We start from the raw sequence: 18,770 nt of genomic DNA, 5'->3' as shown, positions 1-18,770 counted from the left end.
GTCCTTCTTCTGGAAGGAGAGCCTCTCATGACCGGCTTCATGCGATCGACGGCCCTCTTCGCCGTTCTGGCCCTGACGGTTTCGGCCTGCGCCCCGGGGCCGCGGCCTGACCGTGCCCCCGCGCCGTGGGCCGCCCTCACCTCACCGACCGCCGCGCTCAAGGTCGCCTTCGACGAGGTCTGCGTTGCGGCGGTGATGGAGGGCGGGGGGCTCGAACAGCTGGCGCTGCGGCATTATCTGGTTCCGGTCAGCCCTCGCAGCACCCGGTCGCCTACCGCAACGGCCGCATGGCGGCTGGCGTCCTATTCCAATGTGTTCGTGATGGCCCTGCCCGACGGGGCCTGTTCGGTCTCGGTCGAAGGCGGTGACCCGGACGCTCTGAACGTTGTGGCCATCGAGATGCTCAAGGCCCGCGCCGCCTTCGCACCCTCGGTGCCGCAGCCCAGCACTGACGGAAACGCCGAACGCATCGCCTGGTGCACGCCTGAGGCTCAACGGCCCTACGTCGTGACCCTGCTGCGCCGGACGTCAGGCCGCCGCGTGGCCTTTCTGGCCAACGCCTTCCGGGCGCAGGGTGCGCGACCGCCCTTTTGTGCCTAGGGCATCAGCCGGAGAATTTCACGAAGGCCGCCACCACCTGTTCATAGGCCGCGCGTTTGAACGGCACGATCAGGTCGCAGGCCTCGTCCAGCCGACCCCAGCGCCAGGCATTGAACTCGATCTCGCCGTGGGCTTCCAGATCGATCTCGCTCTCGGGACCGGCAAAGCGATAGGCGAACCATTTCTGCTTCTGGCCCAGCCAGCCGCGCGCCCGTTTGGTGCCACTGTAGTCGGCCGGAAATTCATAGGCGATCCAGTCGTCCGTGGTTCCCAGCGGTTCGACGGTGGTGACGCCGGTCTCCTCGTACAGTTCCCGCCGGGCCGCGACCTCGAACGTCTCGCCGTCGTCGACGCCGCCCTGGGGGAACTGCCAGCTGTGTGTGCTCTGGCTGCCGGCGCGCCGCCCGTACCAGACGCGGCCGTCCGGATGGAACAGCACCACCCCGACATTGGGACGATAGCGGGACAGGTCGGGGGCGGGGGCGGTCATACGCCCCCCTTAGACCATTTTTGTTTCAGGTCGAATCGGCCTGAATCCAAAAAATGGTCCAGATTCAAACTGGAGCGAAATCTGAGCCGGGTTGGACTGCGTCCAACTCAACCGATTTCGCTCTAGATCACCCGGCGTCGATCCGGTCGAGCGTGTTAGCGTCCCGGGCGCTGGGCCATGGCCGAGGCCGGAGCCAGTTGCAGGCCGCGGGCGTCCAGACCGGCGGTCCAGCGACCGACGGCCTCGACCGTCACCGGATAGCTGAAGCCGGTGCCCATGGCCTGGCCGCGCGCCTTGGCCAGCGCCTCGATGGCGTTGAGCTGGCCGATGATGGCGGTGGGCGACTGGGTCTCGTCGATGATGCGGTCGGCGCTGGCCCGGGACCAGGCCCCGGGGCGGCGCGAGGCCGAGCCGTCGTCGAGGAAGGCGATGCCGCGCTGGCGCAACACACCCATGAAGGCGGTCATGCCGGTTTCCGAGGTCATGAACCGGTCACCGAGATAGTTGGTCACCCCGAAATAGCCGGTCGCCCGGCCCAGCAGCCAGGCCATGCGGGACTGGACGTCCTCGGCGGTGGATGCGGTCAGCAGGGTGTAGGGACCGGGGTCGTTCTCGGGATAGCCGGTCGGCTCCATCGGAATCTCGATCATCACCTCATGGCCCTGGGCCCGGGCCTGGTCGATCCAGCCCTGCAGGCCCTCGGCATAGGGCACGAAGCTCAGGGTCACCTCGGCCGGCAGGCGTTCGATGGCGGCGCGGGTGGTCACGGCATTCAGCCCCAGCCCGCCGACGATGATCGCCACCCGCGGCTTGCCGTTGGGGCGGAAGGGACGGGCATAGGCCTGGGCCGGAACCCGGCCGTCGGTGGCGATCACCGGCAGGGGGCCGTTGGGGCCCGGCTGGCTGAGGCCGGCGATCGGCGCGTGGGCCAGGGGTTGGGCCTCGTGACGGGGGACCGTGACGGTGGAGCCTCCGGCCACGGTGGCCCCGTCGGGCAGGGTGATCAGGGCTTCGCCGCCGGCCGCGCCGGACGGACCAAACTCGGCCCCGGTTCCGGTCAGGTCCTGATACAGACCCATGGCCCCGGCGGAAAAGGCCTCAAACCCGGTCGGAGCCGGGGGCGGAGCCTCGACCTCGCGAGTCAGACTGACCCTGGCCGAGGGGATCCCGGCGCGTGGATCGCCGAGGACGGTGATGAACAGGGCAGCAGCCCCCAGCACCAGCAGACCGGCTCCGGTCACGGCAGCGGGCGGCTTCTTGAGGGCCGCCAGAAGCGGGGCCATGGTGTCGCGCAGGCTCCGTCGCGCCGGTGGCGTACCGGCGCGTGCGGCGAGGGCAGACTGGCGTTTGGCAAATAGGGACAAGACGGGACGCTCGACTCGGAGATCGCGTGCGCACGGATCTCTTCGGCACCCAGATTGAACGATGTCCGTTAAGAAACCCTAACGCCACGTTCACCATGACGCCCTTTGCTGCGGCCTCAGTCCTTCGGGGGCACAACGGCCGCCAGTTCGGTCGTTGTCTGGCCCGGCAGGGTCACGACAATGCCTTCGGGCGCGGCGGCCAGACGGGTCAGGTCGCCATTGGCCCGAAGCACGTCCAGTGCCCGCGCCAGCTGGTAGTCGGTGTCGGCGTCGAACTCGGCTCCGGGGGCCTCGCGCGGCGTGTGGGCCGCGGCCCGCTCGACCCCGATCGAGGCGTCGAGGGCGGTGGCGTAGGCGGCCTCGGAATAGATAAAGCTGGACCGCGACACGATCCGCGCCTCGGCGGCCGAGCGGGCTACCTCGAGGTCCGGCTCGATGCCGATCTTCTGGATCGAGCGGCCCGACGGCGTGTAGTAGCGCGCCGTGGTGATCGACAGGGCTCCGTCCGCGCCGCCGCGCAGCGGGATCACGGTCTGGACCGACCCCTTGCCGAAACTGGTCAGACCGACCAGCGTCGCCCGTTCCTGGTCCTTCAGCGCCCCGGCGACGATCTCGGAAGCCGAGGCCGAGCCGTAGTTGATCAGCACCACGATCGGCAGGCCGCCGGTCAGGTCGCCCGGCCGGGCCGCGTAGCGCAGGATCTGGTCGGGCTTGCGGCCGCGCTGGCTGACGATTTCGCCGCGCTCCAGGAAGGCGTCCGAAACGTCCGTGGCCGCCGTCAGCAGCCCGCCACCATTGTTGCGCAGGTCCAGGATATAGCCCTTGATGCCAGGCTTTTCACGCTTCAGACGGGCGATGGTTTCGGTCAGCTCGCGACCGGTATTCTCGTTGAAGGTCGAGATCCGCAGATAGCCGAAATCGCCTTCGAGCCGGCCGGTGACCGACTCGACCTTGATCACCTCGCGCGTCAGTACGACCTCGAGCGGATCCTCGCCGTCCCGCAGGAAGGTGACGGAAACCGAGGTACCGATGGCCCCGCGCAGTTTCTCCGACACCTGGGAGACCGTCAGGCCCGAGGCGTTCTGGCCGTTGATCACGGAGATGACGTCGCCGGCCTGCACGCCGGCACGCGCGGCCGGGCCGCCGTCCATCGGCGAAATGATCTTCACCAGCCCACCCTCGGCGGTGATGGTCAGGCCGACACCCGAATACTGACCCTCGGTGCGTTCGCGCAGATCGCCGTAACCGGCCGGCGGCAGATAGTTGGAGTGCGGGTCCAGCGCCGTCATCATCCCGGCCAGGGCGGCCTCGATCAGCTTCTTGTTGTCGACCGGCACGACATAGGCCTGTTCAACCAGGCTCAGCACGTCCCCGAACAGCTCCAGCATCCGGAAGGTCTCATTGCGCGGGGTCTGGCCCGATACGGCCATGACCGAACCGCCCAGGGCGATGGCGGCGCATCCGACGAGAAGCAATTTACGCATTCGGTTTCTTTCAGGCGACGCAGGAAACTCGGGGAGGCGGAGTCGACAGGCGGACAGATGAGGACGGGCTGGCGACCAAATCGTGGCCGCCGATGATTAGTTCGATAAAATCAGCGTCAGACCGGCTTGGAAAGGGCTTTCGCCCGGACCGGTCGTATCGGGTGGCGGCTACCCCAACCATGGAGCCGGGTCGATCGGGCGTTCGTCGCGGCGCAGTCCGAAATAGACCTCTCCGTCAGCGGCACTGCGGCCGAGGGTCTGGCCGTCACTGACCCGGGCCCCGGCCTCGACCGAAATCTCCTCCAGTCCGGCGATGATGGCGCGCCAGCCCGGGCCGAGATCAAGGATGATGACCAGACCCCAGCCCTTGAGCGGCCCGGCATAGGCCACCCGACCCGCGGCGGGAGCCACCACCGAGGCCTGGTCGGCCCGCCAGCGCCAGCCGCCGGTCCTGTCGGCGAAACGCTCGGACGGCGCGCCGGCGATCGGCGACGTCAGCCGACTGCGACCGGCCGGCAGCCGTGCGGTTTCGGTCGTGGCCTCGACGTCTATCGTGGGCACGGTGCCGCCGAGGCTACGGATCCGGGCTTCCAGCACGCCAGCGGCACGTTCGGCCTGCTGGGCCTCGGTGCGCAGCACGGTCTGCAGGGCGGATTTCCGCGCCGACAGGCTCTCGATCTCGGCCCGGCGGTCGCCCTGGGCGCTCTCGACGGTGAACAGCTGTTCGCTGGACAGGGCCGCCAGTCGCCGGACGCGCGCGATCTCGGTCTGCTGATCGGCCAGTTTCCGGGCCCGCGCCTGCAGCTCCGGGGCCATGGCCTGCAGCAGGATGGCGGCGCGCACGGTGTCGGTGGCCCTGTCGGCCGGGATCAGCAGTGGCGGCGGCGGTCGCCGGCTCATCAGCTGCAAGGCGGACAGCAGTCGGGCCTGGCGTCCCCGAACGCGCGACAGGTCGGCGGTCAGGGCCGCTTCGCGCGCGCCCAGCTGGTTCAGCCGGGCTCGCTGGGCCCCAATCTGCAGATCGTCGGCCGCGACGGTCGTGCGCAGGCGACCCAGTTCCCGTTCCAGATCGGCAATCTCGGCGGTGGCCTCGGCGGCCTCGGCCCGCAGTCGCCGGGCGCGGGCCTGTTCGTCACGGAACTCGGCCTGCAGGCGGGGTATGCCGCTCGCCGGCGCGGGTTGTCCCGTCGCCGGGGCGGCGACGAACAGGGCGAGGGCGGTGATGAGGAGGGCGCGACGCATCAGTCGCGATGATAGGGTGATCCGGCGAGAATGGTCACGGCCCGATACAATTGTTCGGCCAGCATCGCCCGCGCCAGGGCGTGGGGCCAGGTCTGGGGACCGAAGGCCAGGGTCGAGGCGGCCGCGTCCAGTACGCTGCGGTCGAGCCCGTCGGCCCCGCCGATGGCGAACATCAGCCGGCGTTCGCCGCGATCCCTCAGTTCGGCGATATGATCAGCGAAGGCGCGCGACCCCCAGGTCCTGCCCCGTTCGTCGCAGGCGATCAGATGGGCTCCCTCGGCGGCCTTGAGGATCAACTCCCCTTCCGGGGCCTTGCCCGGCTTGCGGGGCTCGAGGTCCAGCAGCTCCAGCGGACCCAGGCCGAGGGCGCGCCCGGCCAGGGTTGCACGTCCGGCATAGTCGTCCGCGAGCGCGGCCTCGGGCCCGCGGCCCGGCTTGCCGATCGCGAGGATGGCCAGCTTCATGCGGTCGGGATCAGGTCGAGGAAACGCGGTGGCCGCTGTCGACCGACCAGATCTTCTCGATATTGTAGAAGGTGCGGACCTCGGGGCGGAACAGGTGGACGATGACGTCACCGGCGTCGATCAGCACCCAGTCGCAATGCGGCAGGCCCTCGATCTTGGCCTTGCCCATTCCGAATTCCTTGACCGTGCGCTGCAGATGGTCGGCCAGGGCCCCGACGTGGCGGTGCGAGCGACCCGAGGCGACGATCATCGTATCGGCCATCGGGCTTTTGCCCTTCAGGTCGATCAGTACGATGTCCTGGGCCTTGTCGTCGTCGAGTTTGGCCAGAATCGCCTTTTCCAGCGCGGTTGAGCCGACGGGAAGGGGAGCCTGCGGACCGTCTGCATTAGGGATGGATTCGATCGGGTCCATCTCATGCGCCGTGTTCGGGACGGCGCTGTCTTGCGCATCGTGCGCGGGCGAGGGGGTCAGCGGAGGGCTCCGGGGAGGTTCAATAAAGTGGCCTTCTAGCACGAACCGCGCGTGACGTCACCCGCTGTGCGCGGCAGCCCGCTGGGCCCGAATCGCGGTCGAGGACCGGGGGTTCAGCGGGGCCGGCAGATAGGTCCAGGCCGGAGCCGGGGTGGTCGGCAGCAACCGGGCCTGTTCAGCCGGCAGCCGGAAGGCGGCGAAGCGCCGCGCCGCCGGGGCCGTGCGACTGTTCAGCAAACTGCCGGGCCGGGCGACCACCGCCACCGGCATCAGTCGCATGATGTCGGTCCAGCCGCGCCACAGGTGGAAGCTGGCCAGATTGTCCGACCCCATCAGCCAGACGAAATGGACGCCGGGGTGCCGGGCAGTCAGCGCCCGCAGCGTATCCACGGTCCACCCTGTGCGAATGCGGCTCTCGACGTCCGAGACCACCATGGCCTGGCCCGAGGCTGCCGTGGCCGCCGTCGTTCGGGCCGAGGCCATGCGTTCGGCCAGGGGGGCCGTGTCGGCGGCGTCCTTGAGCGGATTCTGTTTCGAGACCATCCAGATGACCCGGTCCAGATCGAGCCGACGCATCGCTGTTTCGGCGACATGGGCGTGGCCGTCGTGGGCCGGGTTGAACGAGCCACCGAACAGGCCGACGCGCATCCCCGGGGCCAGGTCGAGCCCGTCCCGCAAAGCCCCCGGGCGGGGACCGAAAGCCCTTGCGGCTGGACCGGCGTGGAAGAAGGTCAAGAGGGGCTCGCGCGGACTTATGCTCACATGTGAGCTAACACGCGCCCGGCGACCTGTCGCGTCTCTATCTTCGTCCGGCGATCACGCCGGAAGGCGGGGTCTCAGGGCCGGGTCTGGCCCTTGCCGCGAATGACGTATTTGAAACTGGTCAGCTGCTCGGCTCCAACCGGGCCCCGCGCGTGCAGCCGGTCGGTCGAGATACCGATCTCGCCGCCGAAACCGAACTCGCCGCCGTCGGCGAACTGGGTTGAGGCATTGGCCAGGATGATGCCGGCGTCAGCCTCGGCGAGGAAGCGTTCGATGGCCTTGTCGTCGGTGGCGATGATCGATTCCGTATGGCCCGAGCCGTAACGCGCCACATGGTCGAGGGCGGCGTCGATGTCGTCGACGACCCGCACGGCGATGACCGCCGCCAGAAACTCGGTGCTCCAGTCCGCCTCGGTCGCGGCAACCGCATTCGGCACCAGGGCGCTGGTCGTCGCGTCACCGCGCAGCTCACAGCCGGCGGCGGTCAGGTCGGCGGCGATCAGCGGCAACAGGCTGTCGGCCACGGCCCGGTCGATCAGCAGGGTCTCGGCCGCGCCGCACACCGAGACGCGGCGCATCTTGGCATTGACGGCGATGGCCCGGGCCGTGGCCGGATCGGCGCTTTCGTGGACATAGACGTGGTTGACGCCTTCCAGATGGCCCAGCACCGATACCCGGGCGTCGGCCTTGACCCGTTCGACCAGCGAGCGTCCGCCGCGCGGGATCAGCAGGTCGATCGACCCGTCCAGTCCGGTCAGGATATGGCCGACGGCGGCGCGGTCGCGGGTGGTGACGATCTGAACCGTGTCCGCGGACAGACCGGCGTCCTCGAGGCCCTCGACCAGGGCGGCGTGGATGGCCAGGTTGGACCTCAGACATTCGGAGCCGCCGCGCAGGATCACGGCGTTGCCGGCCCGCACGGCCAGGGCGGCGGCGTCGGCGGTGACGTTGGGGCGGCTCTCATAGATGATGGCCAGCACCCCGATCGGGGTACGGACCCGGGCGATATCCAGCCCGTTCTCGGGCGTCCAGCGCGCGGTTTCGACGCCGACCGGATCGGGGATGGCGGCGATCGATTCCAGCGCGCCGATGACGCCGTCCAGACGCGTCGCGTCCAGCGCCAGCCGATCCATCATGGCCGTGGCCATGCCCTTGGCCCGGGCAGCCTCCAGATCGGCGGTGTTGGCAGCCAGTACCTCGTCGGCCCGCTTGCGCAGCGCCGTTGCCATGCCGGCGATGGCGCGGGTGCGCACCTCGGGGCCGGCCAGGGCCAGGGCCCGGGCGGCCTTGCGGGCCTTGTGGCCCATGGCTCTCATCTCGGCGGCGAGGGCGTCTTCGGGCGGGGTCGGGGCGGTGGTGGCGGCGGCGATCTGTGTCATTGTCATGCCTTCAAGGTTGTCTCTTTTGCCGCAAATTCAAGGGCAGGAGCCTCTAGCGCAGGGCCAGATCAGCCGTATGCACGACCTCCGCTCCGGCCTCATAGCCCAGCGCCGCCTTCAGGCCGGTCGAACGGATGCCGATGATTTTCGACAGGTCGTTAGCGTCAAACCGCACCAGTCCGCGGGCGATCTCGACGCCCTTTTCATTGAATATTTCGACCGGATCGCCCTTGCCGAAATCTCCACTCGCCGAGATGAGTCCAACCGCCAGCAGGGACTTGCCGCGCGCCAGCGCCCGGGCGCAGCCCTTGTCGACGACCAGTTCACCCCGGGTCGCCAGCGAGCCGCCGATCCACTGTTTGTAGGCGGCCTTCACCGTGGTCGAGGCGGCGATCAGGGTGCATTTGCGCCCTTCTTCCAGTGTCAGCGAGCCCTTGGCCTTGGGCCGGCCCGCGGCGATCAGGGTGGCGCAACCGGCCTCGGCGGCGATGCGCGCCGCCATCAGCTTGGTGGCCATGCCGCCGGTACCGACCCCGGCCTCGGCATTGGCCCCGGTGGCCATGGCCTCGATCTCGGGTGTCAGGACATCGATATAGGGGATGTGGGTCGCGTCCGGGTCGACCCGCGGGTCGGCGGTATACAGGCCGTCGACGTCTGACAGCAGGATCAGCAGGTCGGCGCTGATCATCTGGGCCACGCGCGCCGCCAGCCGGTCATTGTCGCCGTATTTGATCTGTTCGGTGACGACGGTGTCGTTCTCGTTGAGGATCGGCACGGCCCCCATGTCGAGCAGGGCCCCGACCGTGGCCCGGGCGTTGAGCCAGCGGCGGCGGGTCTCGGTGTCGTCGCGGGTCAGCAGGATCTGGGCGGTGATGATGTCATGCGGGTCAAACACCGATTCCCAGGCATGCATCAGCATCGACTGGCCGGCGGCGGCCGAGGCCTGTTTCTTCTCGAGGCCGGCCCCGCGTGCTTTCGAACCCAGCCGGCGGCGACCCAGGGCCACGGCCCCGGACGAGACCACCATCACCTGCTTGCCTTCGGCCTTCCAGCCGGCGATGTCGGCGGCCAGCCCCTTCAGTCGCACCAGATCGACGGCATTGGACTTCTTGTCGACCAGAAGGGACGAACCGATCTTGACCACGATGCGGTCGGCGGCGGCGATGGCGGTGGCCGCCAGCGGCGGATCAGACAGGGTCAAGGGGCCCACTCCTCGGCAGTCGTGACCACGAGGTCGCCCTCGGGGGTGATCTCGCCGCGCGTCTTGCGGACCTCGGCCCAGGCGGCGCGCAGCAGTTCGGTGACGCCCTCGCCGGACACGCCCGAGACCAGCATCGGCCGGCGACCGGACACGGCCTCCAGCTCATCGGCCTTCTGTTCGCGCATTTCCGGGGTCAGGGCGTCGATCTTGTTCAGGGCCAGGATCTCGTTCTTCTCGGCCAGGCCCTCGCCATAGGCGTCCAGCTCGGTGCGGATGATGCGCCAGGCGGCGGCGACATCGTCCTGGGTGCCGTCGACCAGATGGATCAGCGAGGCGCTGCGCTCGACGTGGCCGAGGAAGCGGGTGCCCAGACCGGCCCCGTCGCTGGCCCCGGCGATCAGGCCGGGAATGTCGGCGATGACGAACCGCTCGGACGGCGACAGGTCGACCATGCCCAGATTGGGCACCAGGGTGGTGAACGGATAGTCGGCGATCTTGGGCCGGGCCTCCGAGGCGGCGGCGAGGAAGGTCGACTTGCCGGCGTTGGGCAGGCCCGCCAGACCGATGTCGGCGATCAGCTTCAGTCGCAGCCAGATCCAGCGCTCCTGGCCTTCCTGGCCGGGATTGGCGTGGCGCGGAGCCTGGTTGACCGGCCCCTTGAACCGGGTATTGCCCCAGCCGCCGTTGCCGCCGCGCAGCAGGCATTCGCTCTTGCCCACTTCATCCATGTCCAGCAGCACGGTTTCCTTGTCGTCGTCCAGAACCTGGGTGCCGACCGGGACCTTGAGTACCAGGTCCTCGCCCTTGGCCCCGTGCATCTGCCGGCCCTGGCCGTGCGTGCCGGTCGGGGCCTTGAAATGTTGCTGGTAGCGGTAGTCGATCAGGGTGTTCAGCCCGTCGACGGCCTCGATCCAGACACTGCCGCCATTGCCGCCGTCGCCGCCGTCGGGACCACCGTTGGGAATGAATTTCTCGCGCCGGAACGAGACGGAACCCGCGCCGCCGTTGCCGGAACGAATATAGATCTTGGCCTGGTCGAGAAACTTCATGCGCGGCTTATGCCGCAACTGCGAGGCAATTTACAGGCGGACCGCGCGGAAGGTCGCCTCCCCCTCCGGGCGGGAGGGGGAGACGGGAAGTTCTAGCCCTGCGGCCACACCCCGAACGGGTCGGACCAGGACATGCCCAGGGCCTCGGCCACGGCCGGATAGGTGATCTCGCCCTTCAGCACATTGAGGCCGCGCGCCAGATGCGGGTCCTTCCTCAGGGCCTCCAGACCGTGGTTGGCCAGGGCCAGGCCGAACGGCAGGGTGGCGTTGTTCAGGGCCTCGGAGCTGGTGCGCGGGGCCGCGCCGGGCATGTTGGCGACGCAATAGTGGACCACGCCGTCGATGACATAGGTCGGGTCCTCGTGGGTGGTGGCCTTGGAGGTCTCGAAACAGCCGCCCTGGTCGATGGCCACGTCGACCAGCACCGAGCCGTTCTTCATCGCCTTCAGATCTTCGCGCTTGATCAGCTTCGGGGCCGAGGCCCCCGGGACCAGCACGGCCCCGATGATGACGTCGGCCTTGACCATCTCCTCGTCGATCGCATTGATCGAGGAATAGCGGGTGATGACCCGGCCCTGGGTGACCTCGTCGATATAGGCCATGCGCGGGATCGAGCGTTCCAGCACCACGACCTCGGCCCCGAGGCCCATGGCCATGCGCGCCGCGTTCAGGCCGACGACGCCGCCGCCCAGTACCAGCACGCGGGCCGGAGCCACGCCCGGGACGCCGCAGAACAGCAGCCCCATGCCGCCGTTGTGCTTCAGCAGGGTCTCGGCGGCCGAGAACACGGCGATGCGGCCGGCGACTTCCGACATCGGGGCCAGCAGCGGCAGGCCGCCCTTGGCGTCGGTGACGGTCTCATAGGCGATGGCGGCGCATTTCGAGGCCAGCAGACCCTTGGTCTGGGCCGGGTCGGGGGCCAGGTGCAGATAGGTGAACAGGATCTGGTCCTCGCGGAGCATTTCCCACTCGACCTTCTGCGGCTCCTTGACCTTCACGATCATGTCGTTGCCGGCGAAGACTTCGGCGGCGGTGGCGACGATCTTCGCGCCGGCCTTCTTGTAGTCCGCGTCGGTGAAGCCGGCTCCGAGGCCGGCCCCCTGCTGGACCGACACGGCATGGCCGTGGGCCACATATTCACGCACGGCGGTCGGCGTCAGGCCGATCCGGTGCTCGTTGTTCTTGATCTCGGTGGGGACGCCGACGCGCATGACCGTATTTCCTCTGAACCGGGACGGCCGCGCCTAGGCTGGCGGGCCGCGTTGCGACCGGCAATCTAGCGAGCAATCGCGCGCAGGTTCCTGTTCTTTTCACTAACTGAACGGCATACAGTCGCAGAATCTGCGAAGGATCTCCACAATTGAAGACCGTTTCTGCTGTCACCCTCGACGAGACCGACCGTCGCATGATCCGCGCCCTTCAGGGTGACGGCCGCATGACCAACGCCGATCTGGCCCGGACGGTGAACCTGTCCGAGAGCGCCTGCCTGCGTCGGTTGCGGGCCCTCGAGAGCACGGGGGTCATCAGCCGCTATGCCGCCATCATCAATGAACGGGCGGTCGGATTGCCGATCAGCGTGTTCGTCACCGTGACCCTGGCCTCCCAGGCGGAAGCCACGCTCACCGCGTTCGAGACCGCCATCTCGACGGTGCCGGAAGTGGTCGAATGCTATCTGATGACCGGCGGCTCCGACTATCTGCTGCGGCTGGTGGTGCGCGACGTCGACGATCTGGAACGGGTCCATTCCAAGGAGCTGACCCGTATCCCCGGCGTGACCCGCGTCTCCTCCAGCGTGGCCATGCGCACCGTGGTCAAACGCGGGGCCTTGCCGGTGTGAATCTTGTTCCCGACCCCGGGACTGCCCATGTCAATCGGCGGACAACCCGGGGGGACGCGTATGGATTACCGACAAACAATCGTGTGGCTGGGGTTCGGCCTTCTGGCCGGACTGGCCACCGGGCCCGGCCTTGCTACGGGCGGCGCGCCGCTGTTGCCCCTGTTTCTGTGCGGCCTGTGCCTGGCCTGCGCCGCCCACGGACCCAGCCGGGATTGTGTCATGCAAATGATCGGCAAGGTTCTCGCCGGGTCGACCCTTCGCCTTGTTCTGATTGCGGTTGGCGTGGCGTTGATCTGGCAGCTGGTGGGGATTGAGCTGGCCTTCCTGATGGCCGGCGACGTCTTGGCCTATGTCGAGGTCGTGGCGGCCGTCAGCCTGATCGCCGCTAACACCCGGCTGGCCCCGATCCGGGCGGGCATCGTCCGGCGCATTGAGGCCGTACATGCAGAGCTGTCGATCCGGCTGAGCGGGGTCCGGCGCAGCGTGCGCGCCATACGCCGTCCCGCTCGCAAGCCGTCCCGCGCCGACGATGCCGAAGGTGGAGCGGTCTGGGCCTTCGCCTGATCGCCCCGCCCGCCCTCAGTCCCCGATGGTGTGCAGGTTCCGACCTTTGGTCTCGGGTAGCCAGATCAGGGCCACGACCACGGCGATGGCGGTGAAGAATACCGAATACCACAGGCCGAAATAGATATTCCCCGACCAGGCCACCAGGGCGAAGCTGGCCGCCGGCAGCAGGCCGCCGACCCAGCCGGTGCCGATATTGTAGGGCAGGCTCATGGCCGTATAGCGCACCCGGGTTGGGAACAGCTCGACCAGGGCCGCCGCCTGCGGGCCGTACAGGGCGGTCGCGGCGACCATGAAGATCATCAGGATTCCGAACACCAGCGGCAGGTTCATCCGCGCCGGATCGGCGCGATCCGGATAGCCGGCGGCGGCCAGGGCGGTCTTGATGCGTGTGTCGACCTCGAGGCGGGCGGCCTTGAGATCGGCGGGTGCCAGGCCGATGCCCTCGATCGACGCAACCTCGGCCCCGCCGATCCGCACGACGGCGGATGCTCCCGCAGCCGCGGTCTCATTGTCATAGGATATACCGGCATTGGCCAGCGCACCCTTGGCCAGGTCGCAGGCCGAGGCGAAGGCTGTCTTGCCGATCGGATCGAACTGCACCGCGCAGGTGGCGGGGTCGGCGACCACGGTGACCGGGGCGCTGATCTGGGCCTCGGCCAGGGCCGGGTTGGCCGCCTTTGTCAGGGCATGGAAACCGGGGAAGAAGGCGGCCAGCGCCAGGATCATGCCGAACAGCATGACCGGCTTGCGCCCCACCCTGTCGGACAGCCAGCCGAAGAAGACGTACAGGCCGGCCGAGGCCACGGTGATGGCCAGCACCAGCTGGTCGACCAGGGCCACATCGACCCGCAGCACCCGCTCCATGAAGAAGCGGGTGTAGAAATAGCCGCAGTACCAGACGGCCCCCTGGGCGACCATGATGCCGAACAGGGCGATCAGGACGAAGCGGCCGTTCTTCCAGGTCAGGAAGGCTTCACGCCAGGGCGCACGTCGTGCCCCGCCCTCGGCCTCCATCTGCACATAGGCCGGGCTTTCGTTCAGCTTCAACCGGATCCACAACGACACGCCCAGCAGCAGGGACGAAATCACGAACGGGATGCGCCAGCCCCAGGCGTCGAAGGCCTCCGTGCCCAGCAGGGCGCGGGTCACCAGGATCACGGTCAGGGCCCCGATCAGGCCGAAGGCGGCGGTGGTCTGGATCCAGCCGGTCAGGCCGCCGCGCTTTTCGGGCGGCGAATGTTCGGCGACATAGATGGCCGCGCCGCCATATTCCCCGCCCAGGGCGAACCCCTGCAGCACCCGCATGGTCAGCAACAGGATGGGGGCGAGGATGCCGATCTGGCCATAGTCGGGCAGCAGGCCGATCGACACCGTGGCCACGCCCATCAGGGTGATGGTCACGAGGAAGGTGGTCTTGCGTCCCGTCTTGTCACCGAACCAGCCGAACACCAGGGCCCCGAGGGGGCGCACGACGAAGCCGACCCCGAAGGTCAGCAGCGCCAGGATGTAGCCGGTGGCCTCGCCGACATCGGCATAGAAATGCCGGGCGATGATGGTCGTCAGCGATCCGAAGATGAAGAAGTCATACCATTCGAAGGCGGTGCCGGCGGCCGAGGCCACCACCACAGTGCGCAGGTTCGGTCCGGATTTGTCGTCCGTCGTGGTCGCGTCTGTGGTCATCAGTCATCCCCCCGGAGCATTGTTTTGACAGCGTCGTCTGGCGGACACTTGCCCGGCCAATGCTAACGGCCCTGCCGGACCGCGCAAGGGCAAGAACAGGCAGGAGGCCTGACATGGAAAACCCCGCCGGCGTGAGCCGGCGGGGTTTTCCTCCATCGCACCGCCAGGCGGTTGCGCGGGTTCAGTGACGAAAATTCGGACCTAGCAGGCGCGGCCTTCAGCACAGTTCTCGACGGCCTGACCGGCAGCCTGGGCATCCGCGCCGACTCCGGCGATCGTATTACATGCCGCCGTGGTGAGGGCGGCGGCGGCGGCGAACAGAACGAATAATTTGCGCATTAGAAAACTCCTGACGACCGGTTGGTGTCTTGCAGGAGGATCAACGTCGCACAAATCTTGCGGTTCCCAGATCCGTGGGGTCGATCGGTGTCACCGCCTCCGGCGTGGCGAAGGTCATGCGGGCGATGGAGCCGCCTTCCGGTGACGCAACGATCTCGGTCGTGCCGCGCAGCTGTTTGGCAAAGGCGGTCATCAGGGTACGGCCGACACCGGCCTGGCGCGAGTCGTCCACGCCCACGCCGTCATCCTCGACCTCCAGCACGCTGGTTTCGCCCTCGACCCGGAAGCGGACCTTGAGATCGCCGCCGCGATCACCAAAGGCGTGCTTCTGGGCATTGGTCACGGCCTCGACCAACCACAGCGCCAGCGGGGCCAATTTGTCGGGATCGACGACCAGGGAATCCGCCTCGATGGAACTGGTCACCACATGGCCCCGGCCCGCCTCTCCGGAGACCAGCTGGCCGACCAGTTCGGTCAGGAAGATGCGGGCGTCGGCGTAGCGGAGATCGTCGCTCTGGTAGAGGGTTCGGTAGATCAGGGCCAGGGCGGCGATGCGTCTGCGTGTGTCGCCGACCGCCGCCCGGGCCGGGGCATCTGTCAGGGCCCGCTGCTGCATCGACAGCAGCGACGAGATGATCTGCAGATTGTTCTTCACCCGGTGATGGATCTCGCGCATCAGCGCGTCCTTCTCCGTCAGGGAGTCCATCAGGGCCTTGTCCCGGGTGGTGATGGTCTCGGCCAGGGTGTCCAGCGTTGTGGCCAGAATGCGGATTTCGGAGGGGGCGTTCATGGCCTGCAACGGACGCACCGAGAACCGGCCCCGGGCATAGATCGCCGCCACGCGTTCAAGGTAGTCCAGCCAGCGGATGACGATCCGCTCGGATACCAGCATGACGGCGGCGAAGGCCGTCAGCCATGCGGCCAGCGGCAGCAGCAGGATACCGACAGGGTTGAGCCGGGCCCAGGACAACAGGCCCGGCGCGGGGGCTGACAGCAGGACATAGACATCGCGACCGGCCAGGGCGGCCCCGGCATAGGCGCGTGGTTGGCCCAGCCGGTCTTTCGCCTCGAACATGGCCGCATCCCCGTTACGGGTGCGCAGCACCCAGTCCCGCAGGGTCATACCGCCGCCCAGTTTGAAGGCCTCGAGGTCGGTCGCGGTCAGAATCCGGCCCCGGCCGTCGGTCAGGGCCGCTTCCGACCCCTCGGGCAGGGCCGGGTCCGCCGTGTCGGGCCGCAGGCTCGACAGCGGAATCAGGGCCAGCATGGCTCCGTCGAACGTGCCCAACGGCCGCTCCAGGCGGATGGCGACGATCAGGCCCGGTTCGGAGGCGGGTGTTGCCGGGGTCTGCGCCAGGGTCATGGCCTCGCCGGCGCGTAGCCGGCGGTACCAGTCGCTGGCACGGATATCGGTCAGCCAGGGGGGCGGTTCGGCCAGGCTGCTGGACGCGCAGACGGGCTGTCCGGTGGCGCTGATCCGCACCAGGCCGGTCAGGTTGTCGAGGCGTTCTACGACCGAGGTCAGTCGGGGTTCGCAGAAAAATTGCAGCCCTTCGGGTCTCAGGGTCTGGAGCAGCACGGCGGTGCTGTCGAGCAATGACTTGGCCCCGGTAGCGCTGCGCTGGGCTGCCAATTGCAGGTCGGACCGACGGTCCTCGGCCTGGGTACGGAAGTCGGACTGGGTCTGGATCGCGCCGAGGATAACGATCGGCAGCAGAGCCACCGACATCGCCAGACCCAGGCGAAAACGGATCCCTTCAAAGCGCCGGAGACGTCCCCCCCTGCCGAGCGTTCGTCCCAGCCGTACCATCCGCTAGGTCTGCCGGACGCCGCTCAAACGATCGGCATCGGCCAGGATCGAGCGCATGGCGTCTCCGGCGGCTCTGCCGTCACGAGCGTAGCCCCCCCGTTCCAGGGTGGCCAGCAGCGCCTTGCGGGCCCGGCTGACGCGGCTTTTAACGGTTCCGACCGCACACTGGCAGATCGCCGCAGCCTCTTCATAGGCAAAGCCACCGGCCCCGACGAGGACCAGCGCCTCGCGCTGTTCTTCAGGCAGGGTGGCAAGCGCCAGCCGCAATTCGTCCAGCGCCACCGGCGCTTCAGGATCATCGACCGCGACCAGGGTGCGCTCGGCGGCCTCCTGGTCAAGTTGCGACTGTCGCCAGGACCGCCGTTTTTCGGAATAGAACTGGTTGCGCAGGATCATGAAGGTCCAGGCCTTCATATTGGTGCCGAGCTGATAGCTGGCGCGCGCGTCCCAGGCCTTCATCATCGCGTCCTGGGCCAGGTCGTCAGCGGCGGTCGGATCGCCGGCGAGGGTGCGGGCGAAGGCGCGCAGATGCGGAATCAGTGACACCAGCTCTCGCTTGAACGCATTGTCGTCGGCGGAGTCAGGTTTTGGTGGCGCGGACATGGACCCGGACCCGCTCATTCGTCGCCCCCGTCCGGCGCGTCCTGGTCGGCGCGACGGAGGATGGCCAGAAATTCGTCCGGAACAGGCTCGTTCACCACCTCGTCAAACATGTGTCGCAGTTTGACCCCGATCGCTTGCTGCCGGAGGCGTGATTCTTCCAGCCCCGCCTCTCCTGGAGGAAAAGGAGGCTTGCGGCGGGGGGAGTTCGGGGTTTCATTCATAAAAATACGTCACCGCCCAGGCGAGATTGGGTGTCAGGATGCTGATAACGCCATGCGCCCCAGTGAGTTCCTATGTTGTGGGCGATGAATGCTCAAGCTTTGTCGTGGGGTGGGAACCGTCCCGTGCCTGAAGCGTTTTGAACAACTGCCGAGCTTCCGGGATCCGGAATGCCAAACTGTCGGGGATTTTGAATGAGCCTGTTGGCCAGACTGGCACCGCATCTGCCTTATGTGCGTCGTTACGCACGCGCCCTCACCGGGGATCAATCCACCGGCGACAACTATGTGCGCGTCGCCCTGGAGGCCCTGGCCGCCGGCGAACGCCAGTTGCCTGCGGAGATGACTCCCAGGGTCGCCCTGTATCATGTGTTTCACGCCATCTGGTCCTCCACCGGCGCGCAGCTGGAGACCCCTGACAGCGCGGAGCCGGGAGACGAGGCGTCCCGCCGGCTGATGCGTATCGCACCGCGGTCGCGTCAGGCTTTCCTGCTGACCGCGCTCGAGGGCTTTACTCCGTCCGAGGCCGCCCAGGTGCTGGGCACCAATGCCCATGAGGTCGAGAGCCTGATCGGTGACGCCCAGAACGACATCGACGCCGAGCTGGCCACCGATGTCCTCATCATCGAGGACGAGGCCATTATTTCAGCGGACATCGAGAGTCTGGTCACGGAACTCGGTCACCGGGTTACCGGCATCGCCACCACCCATGACGAGGCGGTGGACGCTGTGGCCCGTCAGCGGCCGGGACTGGTGCTGGCCGATATTCAGCTCGCCGACGGCTCGTCGGGCATCGACGCGGTCAAGGACATTCTCAAGCGCATCGACGTGCCTGTGATCTTCATTACGGCCTTCCCGGAACGGCTGCTGACCGGTGAACGGCCCGAGCCCACCTTCCTGATCACCAAGCCGTTCCAGCCGGAGACGGTGAAGGCGGCGATCAGCCAGGCCCTGTTCTTCCATCCGTCACGCGATCGGGTCGCCGCCTGACCGGAGTCCCCGCCCCGGCTCCGGGGCGAATCGTCGCAGGACGATCTCAGGAACCTTCCTCCGGTCGTCCCGTTACGAAAATGCGGAGGCGGCAACGTCCCCCCCGACCTGAGGCTGATGCAAATCCGCCGGTCGCCTCCGCGCCTCCTGTCAGAATGATGACATTGGGCGAATCCGAAAGGGTTCGCCCTTTTTCCTGACCTCAGGCCGGTTCAACCC

The 18,770-nt window shown here is 67.9% G+C and carries 20 protein-coding genes; 4 read left to right on the top strand and 16 right to left on the bottom strand.

From position 1 onward, the window contains the following. The first annotated feature begins 27 nt into the window (after positions 1-27). The gene (locus tag AAC050_RS05265; RefSeq protein ID WP_339914014.1) at positions 28-600 is read left to right on the top strand and encodes a hypothetical protein; all 573 of its coding nucleotides are present in this window, start codon (positions 28-30) and stop codon (positions 598-600) included. 4 nt (positions 601-604) lie between these two features. On the opposite strand, the gene AAC050_RS05260 is transcribed toward AAC050_RS05265, so the two are convergent. The 11 genes from AAC050_RS05260 to ald form a co-directional block, all read right to left on the bottom strand. After that, complete coding sequence (locus AAC050_RS05260; protein WP_339914013.1) at positions 605-1,090, bottom strand: RNA pyrophosphohydrolase; 486 nt, start codon at positions 1,088-1,090, stop codon at positions 605-607. Positions 1,091-1,245: 155 nt separating this feature from the next. Then, positions 1,246-2,373: a divergent polysaccharide deacetylase family protein gene (locus tag AAC050_RS05255; protein ID WP_339914012.1), complete on the bottom strand. Its 1,128-nt coding sequence runs from the start codon at positions 2,371-2,373 to the stop codon at positions 1,246-1,248. A gap of 197 nt (positions 2,374-2,570) precedes the next feature. Continuing rightward, positions 2,571-3,938, bottom strand: a complete 1,368-nt coding sequence (locus AAC050_RS05250) for a S41 family peptidase (protein ID WP_339914011.1) — start codon at positions 3,936-3,938, stop codon at positions 2,571-2,573. Between the two features lie 168 nt (positions 3,939-4,106). Next, a complete protein-coding gene (locus AAC050_RS05245; protein ID WP_339914010.1) occupies positions 4,107-5,180 on the bottom strand; it encodes a peptidoglycan DD-metalloendopeptidase family protein in 1,074 nt (357 codons plus the stop codon). Continuing rightward, the gene (gene rlmH, locus AAC050_RS05240) at positions 5,180-5,644 is read right to left on the bottom strand and encodes a 23S rRNA (pseudouridine(1915)-N(3))-methyltransferase RlmH (protein ID WP_339914009.1); all 465 of its coding nucleotides are present in this window, start codon (positions 5,642-5,644) and stop codon (positions 5,180-5,182) included. The genes AAC050_RS05245 and rlmH overlap by 1 nt, the downstream gene beginning before the upstream one ends. Before the next feature lie 10 nt (positions 5,645-5,654). Continuing rightward, positions 5,655-6,056 (bottom strand): ribosome silencing factor, encoded by a 402-nt coding sequence (gene rsfS, locus AAC050_RS05235; protein WP_339914008.1) that lies wholly within the window; start codon positions 6,054-6,056, stop codon positions 5,655-5,657. A 117-nt stretch (positions 6,057-6,173) separates the two neighbouring features. Next, a complete protein-coding gene (locus tag AAC050_RS05230; protein ID WP_339914007.1) occupies positions 6,174-6,851 on the bottom strand; it encodes a nicotinate-nucleotide adenylyltransferase in 678 nt (225 codons plus the stop codon). Between the two features lie 101 nt (positions 6,852-6,952). Next, entirely contained in the window at positions 6,953-8,257 is a 1,305-nt protein-coding gene (locus AAC050_RS05225) for a glutamate-5-semialdehyde dehydrogenase (protein ID WP_339914006.1), read from the bottom strand. Between the two features lie 52 nt (positions 8,258-8,309). Next, a complete protein-coding gene (gene proB / locus AAC050_RS05220) occupies positions 8,310-9,437 on the bottom strand; it encodes a glutamate 5-kinase (RefSeq protein WP_339914139.1) in 1,128 nt (375 codons plus the stop codon). Positions 9,438-9,454: 17 nt separating this feature from the next. Then, entirely contained in the window at positions 9,455-10,507 is a 1,053-nt protein-coding gene (gene obgE / locus AAC050_RS05215) for a GTPase ObgE (RefSeq protein ID WP_339914005.1), read from the bottom strand. Positions 10,508-10,599: 92 nt separating this feature from the next. Next, positions 10,600-11,718: an alanine dehydrogenase gene (gene ald / locus AAC050_RS05210; RefSeq protein WP_339914004.1), complete on the bottom strand. Its 1,119-nt coding sequence runs from the start codon at positions 11,716-11,718 to the stop codon at positions 10,600-10,602. 149 nt (positions 11,719-11,867) lie between these two features. Between ald and AAC050_RS05205 the strand changes: the two genes are divergently transcribed. Both AAC050_RS05205 and AAC050_RS05200 read left to right on the top strand, forming a co-directional pair. Beyond that, a complete protein-coding gene (locus tag AAC050_RS05205; protein WP_339914003.1) occupies positions 11,868-12,344 on the top strand; it encodes an Lrp/AsnC family transcriptional regulator in 477 nt (158 codons plus the stop codon). A 60-nt stretch (positions 12,345-12,404) separates the two neighbouring features. Beyond that, a complete protein-coding gene (locus AAC050_RS05200; protein WP_339914002.1) occupies positions 12,405-12,908 on the top strand; it encodes a hypothetical protein in 504 nt (167 codons plus the stop codon). Between the two features lie 15 nt (positions 12,909-12,923). On the opposite strand, the gene AAC050_RS05195 is transcribed toward AAC050_RS05200, so the two are convergent. From AAC050_RS05195 to AAC050_RS05175, 5 genes are all read right to left on the bottom strand, one after another. Beyond that, positions 12,924-14,591: an MFS transporter gene (locus AAC050_RS05195; protein ID WP_339914001.1), complete on the bottom strand. Its 1,668-nt coding sequence runs from the start codon at positions 14,589-14,591 to the stop codon at positions 12,924-12,926. A gap of 201 nt (positions 14,592-14,792) precedes the next feature. Beyond that, complete coding sequence (locus AAC050_RS05190; RefSeq protein ID WP_339914000.1) at positions 14,793-14,930, bottom strand: entericidin EcnA/B family protein; 138 nt, start codon at positions 14,928-14,930, stop codon at positions 14,793-14,795. Positions 14,931-14,970: 40 nt separating this feature from the next. After that, on the bottom strand, positions 14,971-16,659 hold the full coding sequence (locus AAC050_RS05185) for a sensor histidine kinase (protein WP_339913999.1): 1,689 nt from the start codon (positions 16,657-16,659) through the stop codon (positions 14,971-14,973). Positions 16,660-16,743: 84 nt separating this feature from the next. After that, on the bottom strand, positions 16,744-17,343 hold the full coding sequence (locus AAC050_RS05180; protein WP_339913998.1) for a sigma-70 family RNA polymerase sigma factor: 600 nt from the start codon (positions 17,341-17,343) through the stop codon (positions 16,744-16,746). Positions 17,344-17,357: 14 nt separating this feature from the next. Next, positions 17,358-17,564 (bottom strand): NepR family anti-sigma factor, encoded by a 207-nt coding sequence (locus tag AAC050_RS05175; RefSeq protein ID WP_339913997.1) that lies wholly within the window; start codon positions 17,562-17,564, stop codon positions 17,358-17,360. Between the two features lie 192 nt (positions 17,565-17,756). Here AAC050_RS05175 and AAC050_RS05170 point away from each other — a divergent pair, with 192 nt between their 5' ends. Continuing rightward, complete coding sequence (locus tag AAC050_RS05170) at positions 17,757-18,551, top strand: response regulator (RefSeq protein ID WP_339913996.1); 795 nt, start codon at positions 17,757-17,759, stop codon at positions 18,549-18,551. Positions 18,552-18,770 lie beyond the last annotated feature (219 nt).

The organism is uncultured Brevundimonas sp., assembly GCF_963974615.1.
In the GTDB taxonomy this organism is placed as follows: domain Bacteria; phylum Pseudomonadota; class Alphaproteobacteria; order Caulobacterales; family Caulobacteraceae; genus Brevundimonas.
This window is presented reverse-complemented; position numbering and strand designations above follow the sequence as displayed.

Excerpts from the sequence above, each read along its gene's own strand:
- AAC050_RS05190 (WP_339914000.1), bottom strand. The coding sequence starts at position 14,930 with ATGCGCAAATTATTCGTTCTGTTCGCCGCCGCCGCCGCCCTCACCACG.
- AAC050_RS05180 (WP_339913998.1), bottom strand. The coding sequence starts at position 17,343 with ATGTCCGCGCCACCAAAACCTGACTCCGCCGACGACAATGCGTTCAAG.
- AAC050_RS05225 (WP_339914006.1), bottom strand. The coding sequence starts at position 8,257 with ATGACACAGATCGCCGCCGCCACCACCGCCCCGACCCCGCCCGAAGAC.
- AAC050_RS05255 (WP_339914012.1), bottom strand. The coding sequence starts at position 2,373 with ATGGCCCCGCTTCTGGCGGCCCTCAAGAAGCCGCCCGCTGCCGTGACC.
- AAC050_RS05250 (WP_339914011.1), bottom strand. The coding sequence starts at position 3,938 with ATGCGTAAATTGCTTCTCGTCGGATGCGCCGCCATCGCCCTGGGCGGT.
- AAC050_RS05175 (WP_339913997.1), bottom strand. The coding sequence starts at position 17,564 with ATGAATGAAACCCCGAACTCCCCCCGCCGCAAGCCTCCTTTTCCTCCA.
- AAC050_RS05245 (WP_339914010.1), bottom strand. The coding sequence starts at position 5,180 with ATGCGTCGCGCCCTCCTCATCACCGCCCTCGCCCTGTTCGTCGCCGCC.
- AAC050_RS05170 (WP_339913996.1), top strand. The coding sequence starts at position 17,757 with ATGAGCCTGTTGGCCAGACTGGCACCGCATCTGCCTTATGTGCGTCGT.
- AAC050_RS05260 (WP_339914013.1), bottom strand. The coding sequence starts at position 1,090 with ATGACCGCCCCCGCCCCCGACCTGTCCCGCTATCGTCCCAATGTCGGG.
- AAC050_RS05200 (WP_339914002.1), top strand. The coding sequence starts at position 12,405 with ATGGATTACCGACAAACAATCGTGTGGCTGGGGTTCGGCCTTCTGGCC.
- obgE (WP_339914005.1), bottom strand. The coding sequence starts at position 10,507 with ATGAAGTTTCTCGACCAGGCCAAGATCTATATTCGTTCCGGCAACGGC.
- rlmH (WP_339914009.1), bottom strand. The coding sequence starts at position 5,644 with ATGAAGCTGGCCATCCTCGCGATCGGCAAGCCGGGCCGCGGGCCCGAG.
- AAC050_RS05195 (WP_339914001.1), bottom strand. The coding sequence starts at position 14,591 with ATGACCACAGACGCGACCACGACGGACGACAAATCCGGACCGAACCTG.
- AAC050_RS05265 (WP_339914014.1), top strand. The coding sequence starts at position 28 with ATGACCGGCTTCATGCGATCGACGGCCCTCTTCGCCGTTCTGGCCCTG.
- ald (WP_339914004.1), bottom strand. The coding sequence starts at position 11,718 with ATGCGCGTCGGCGTCCCCACCGAGATCAAGAACAACGAGCACCGGATC.
- rsfS (WP_339914008.1), bottom strand. The coding sequence starts at position 6,056 with ATGGACCCGATCGAATCCATCCCTAATGCAGACGGTCCGCAGGCTCCC.
- AAC050_RS05185 (WP_339913999.1), bottom strand. The coding sequence starts at position 16,659 with ATGTCGGTGGCTCTGCTGCCGATCGTTATCCTCGGCGCGATCCAGACC.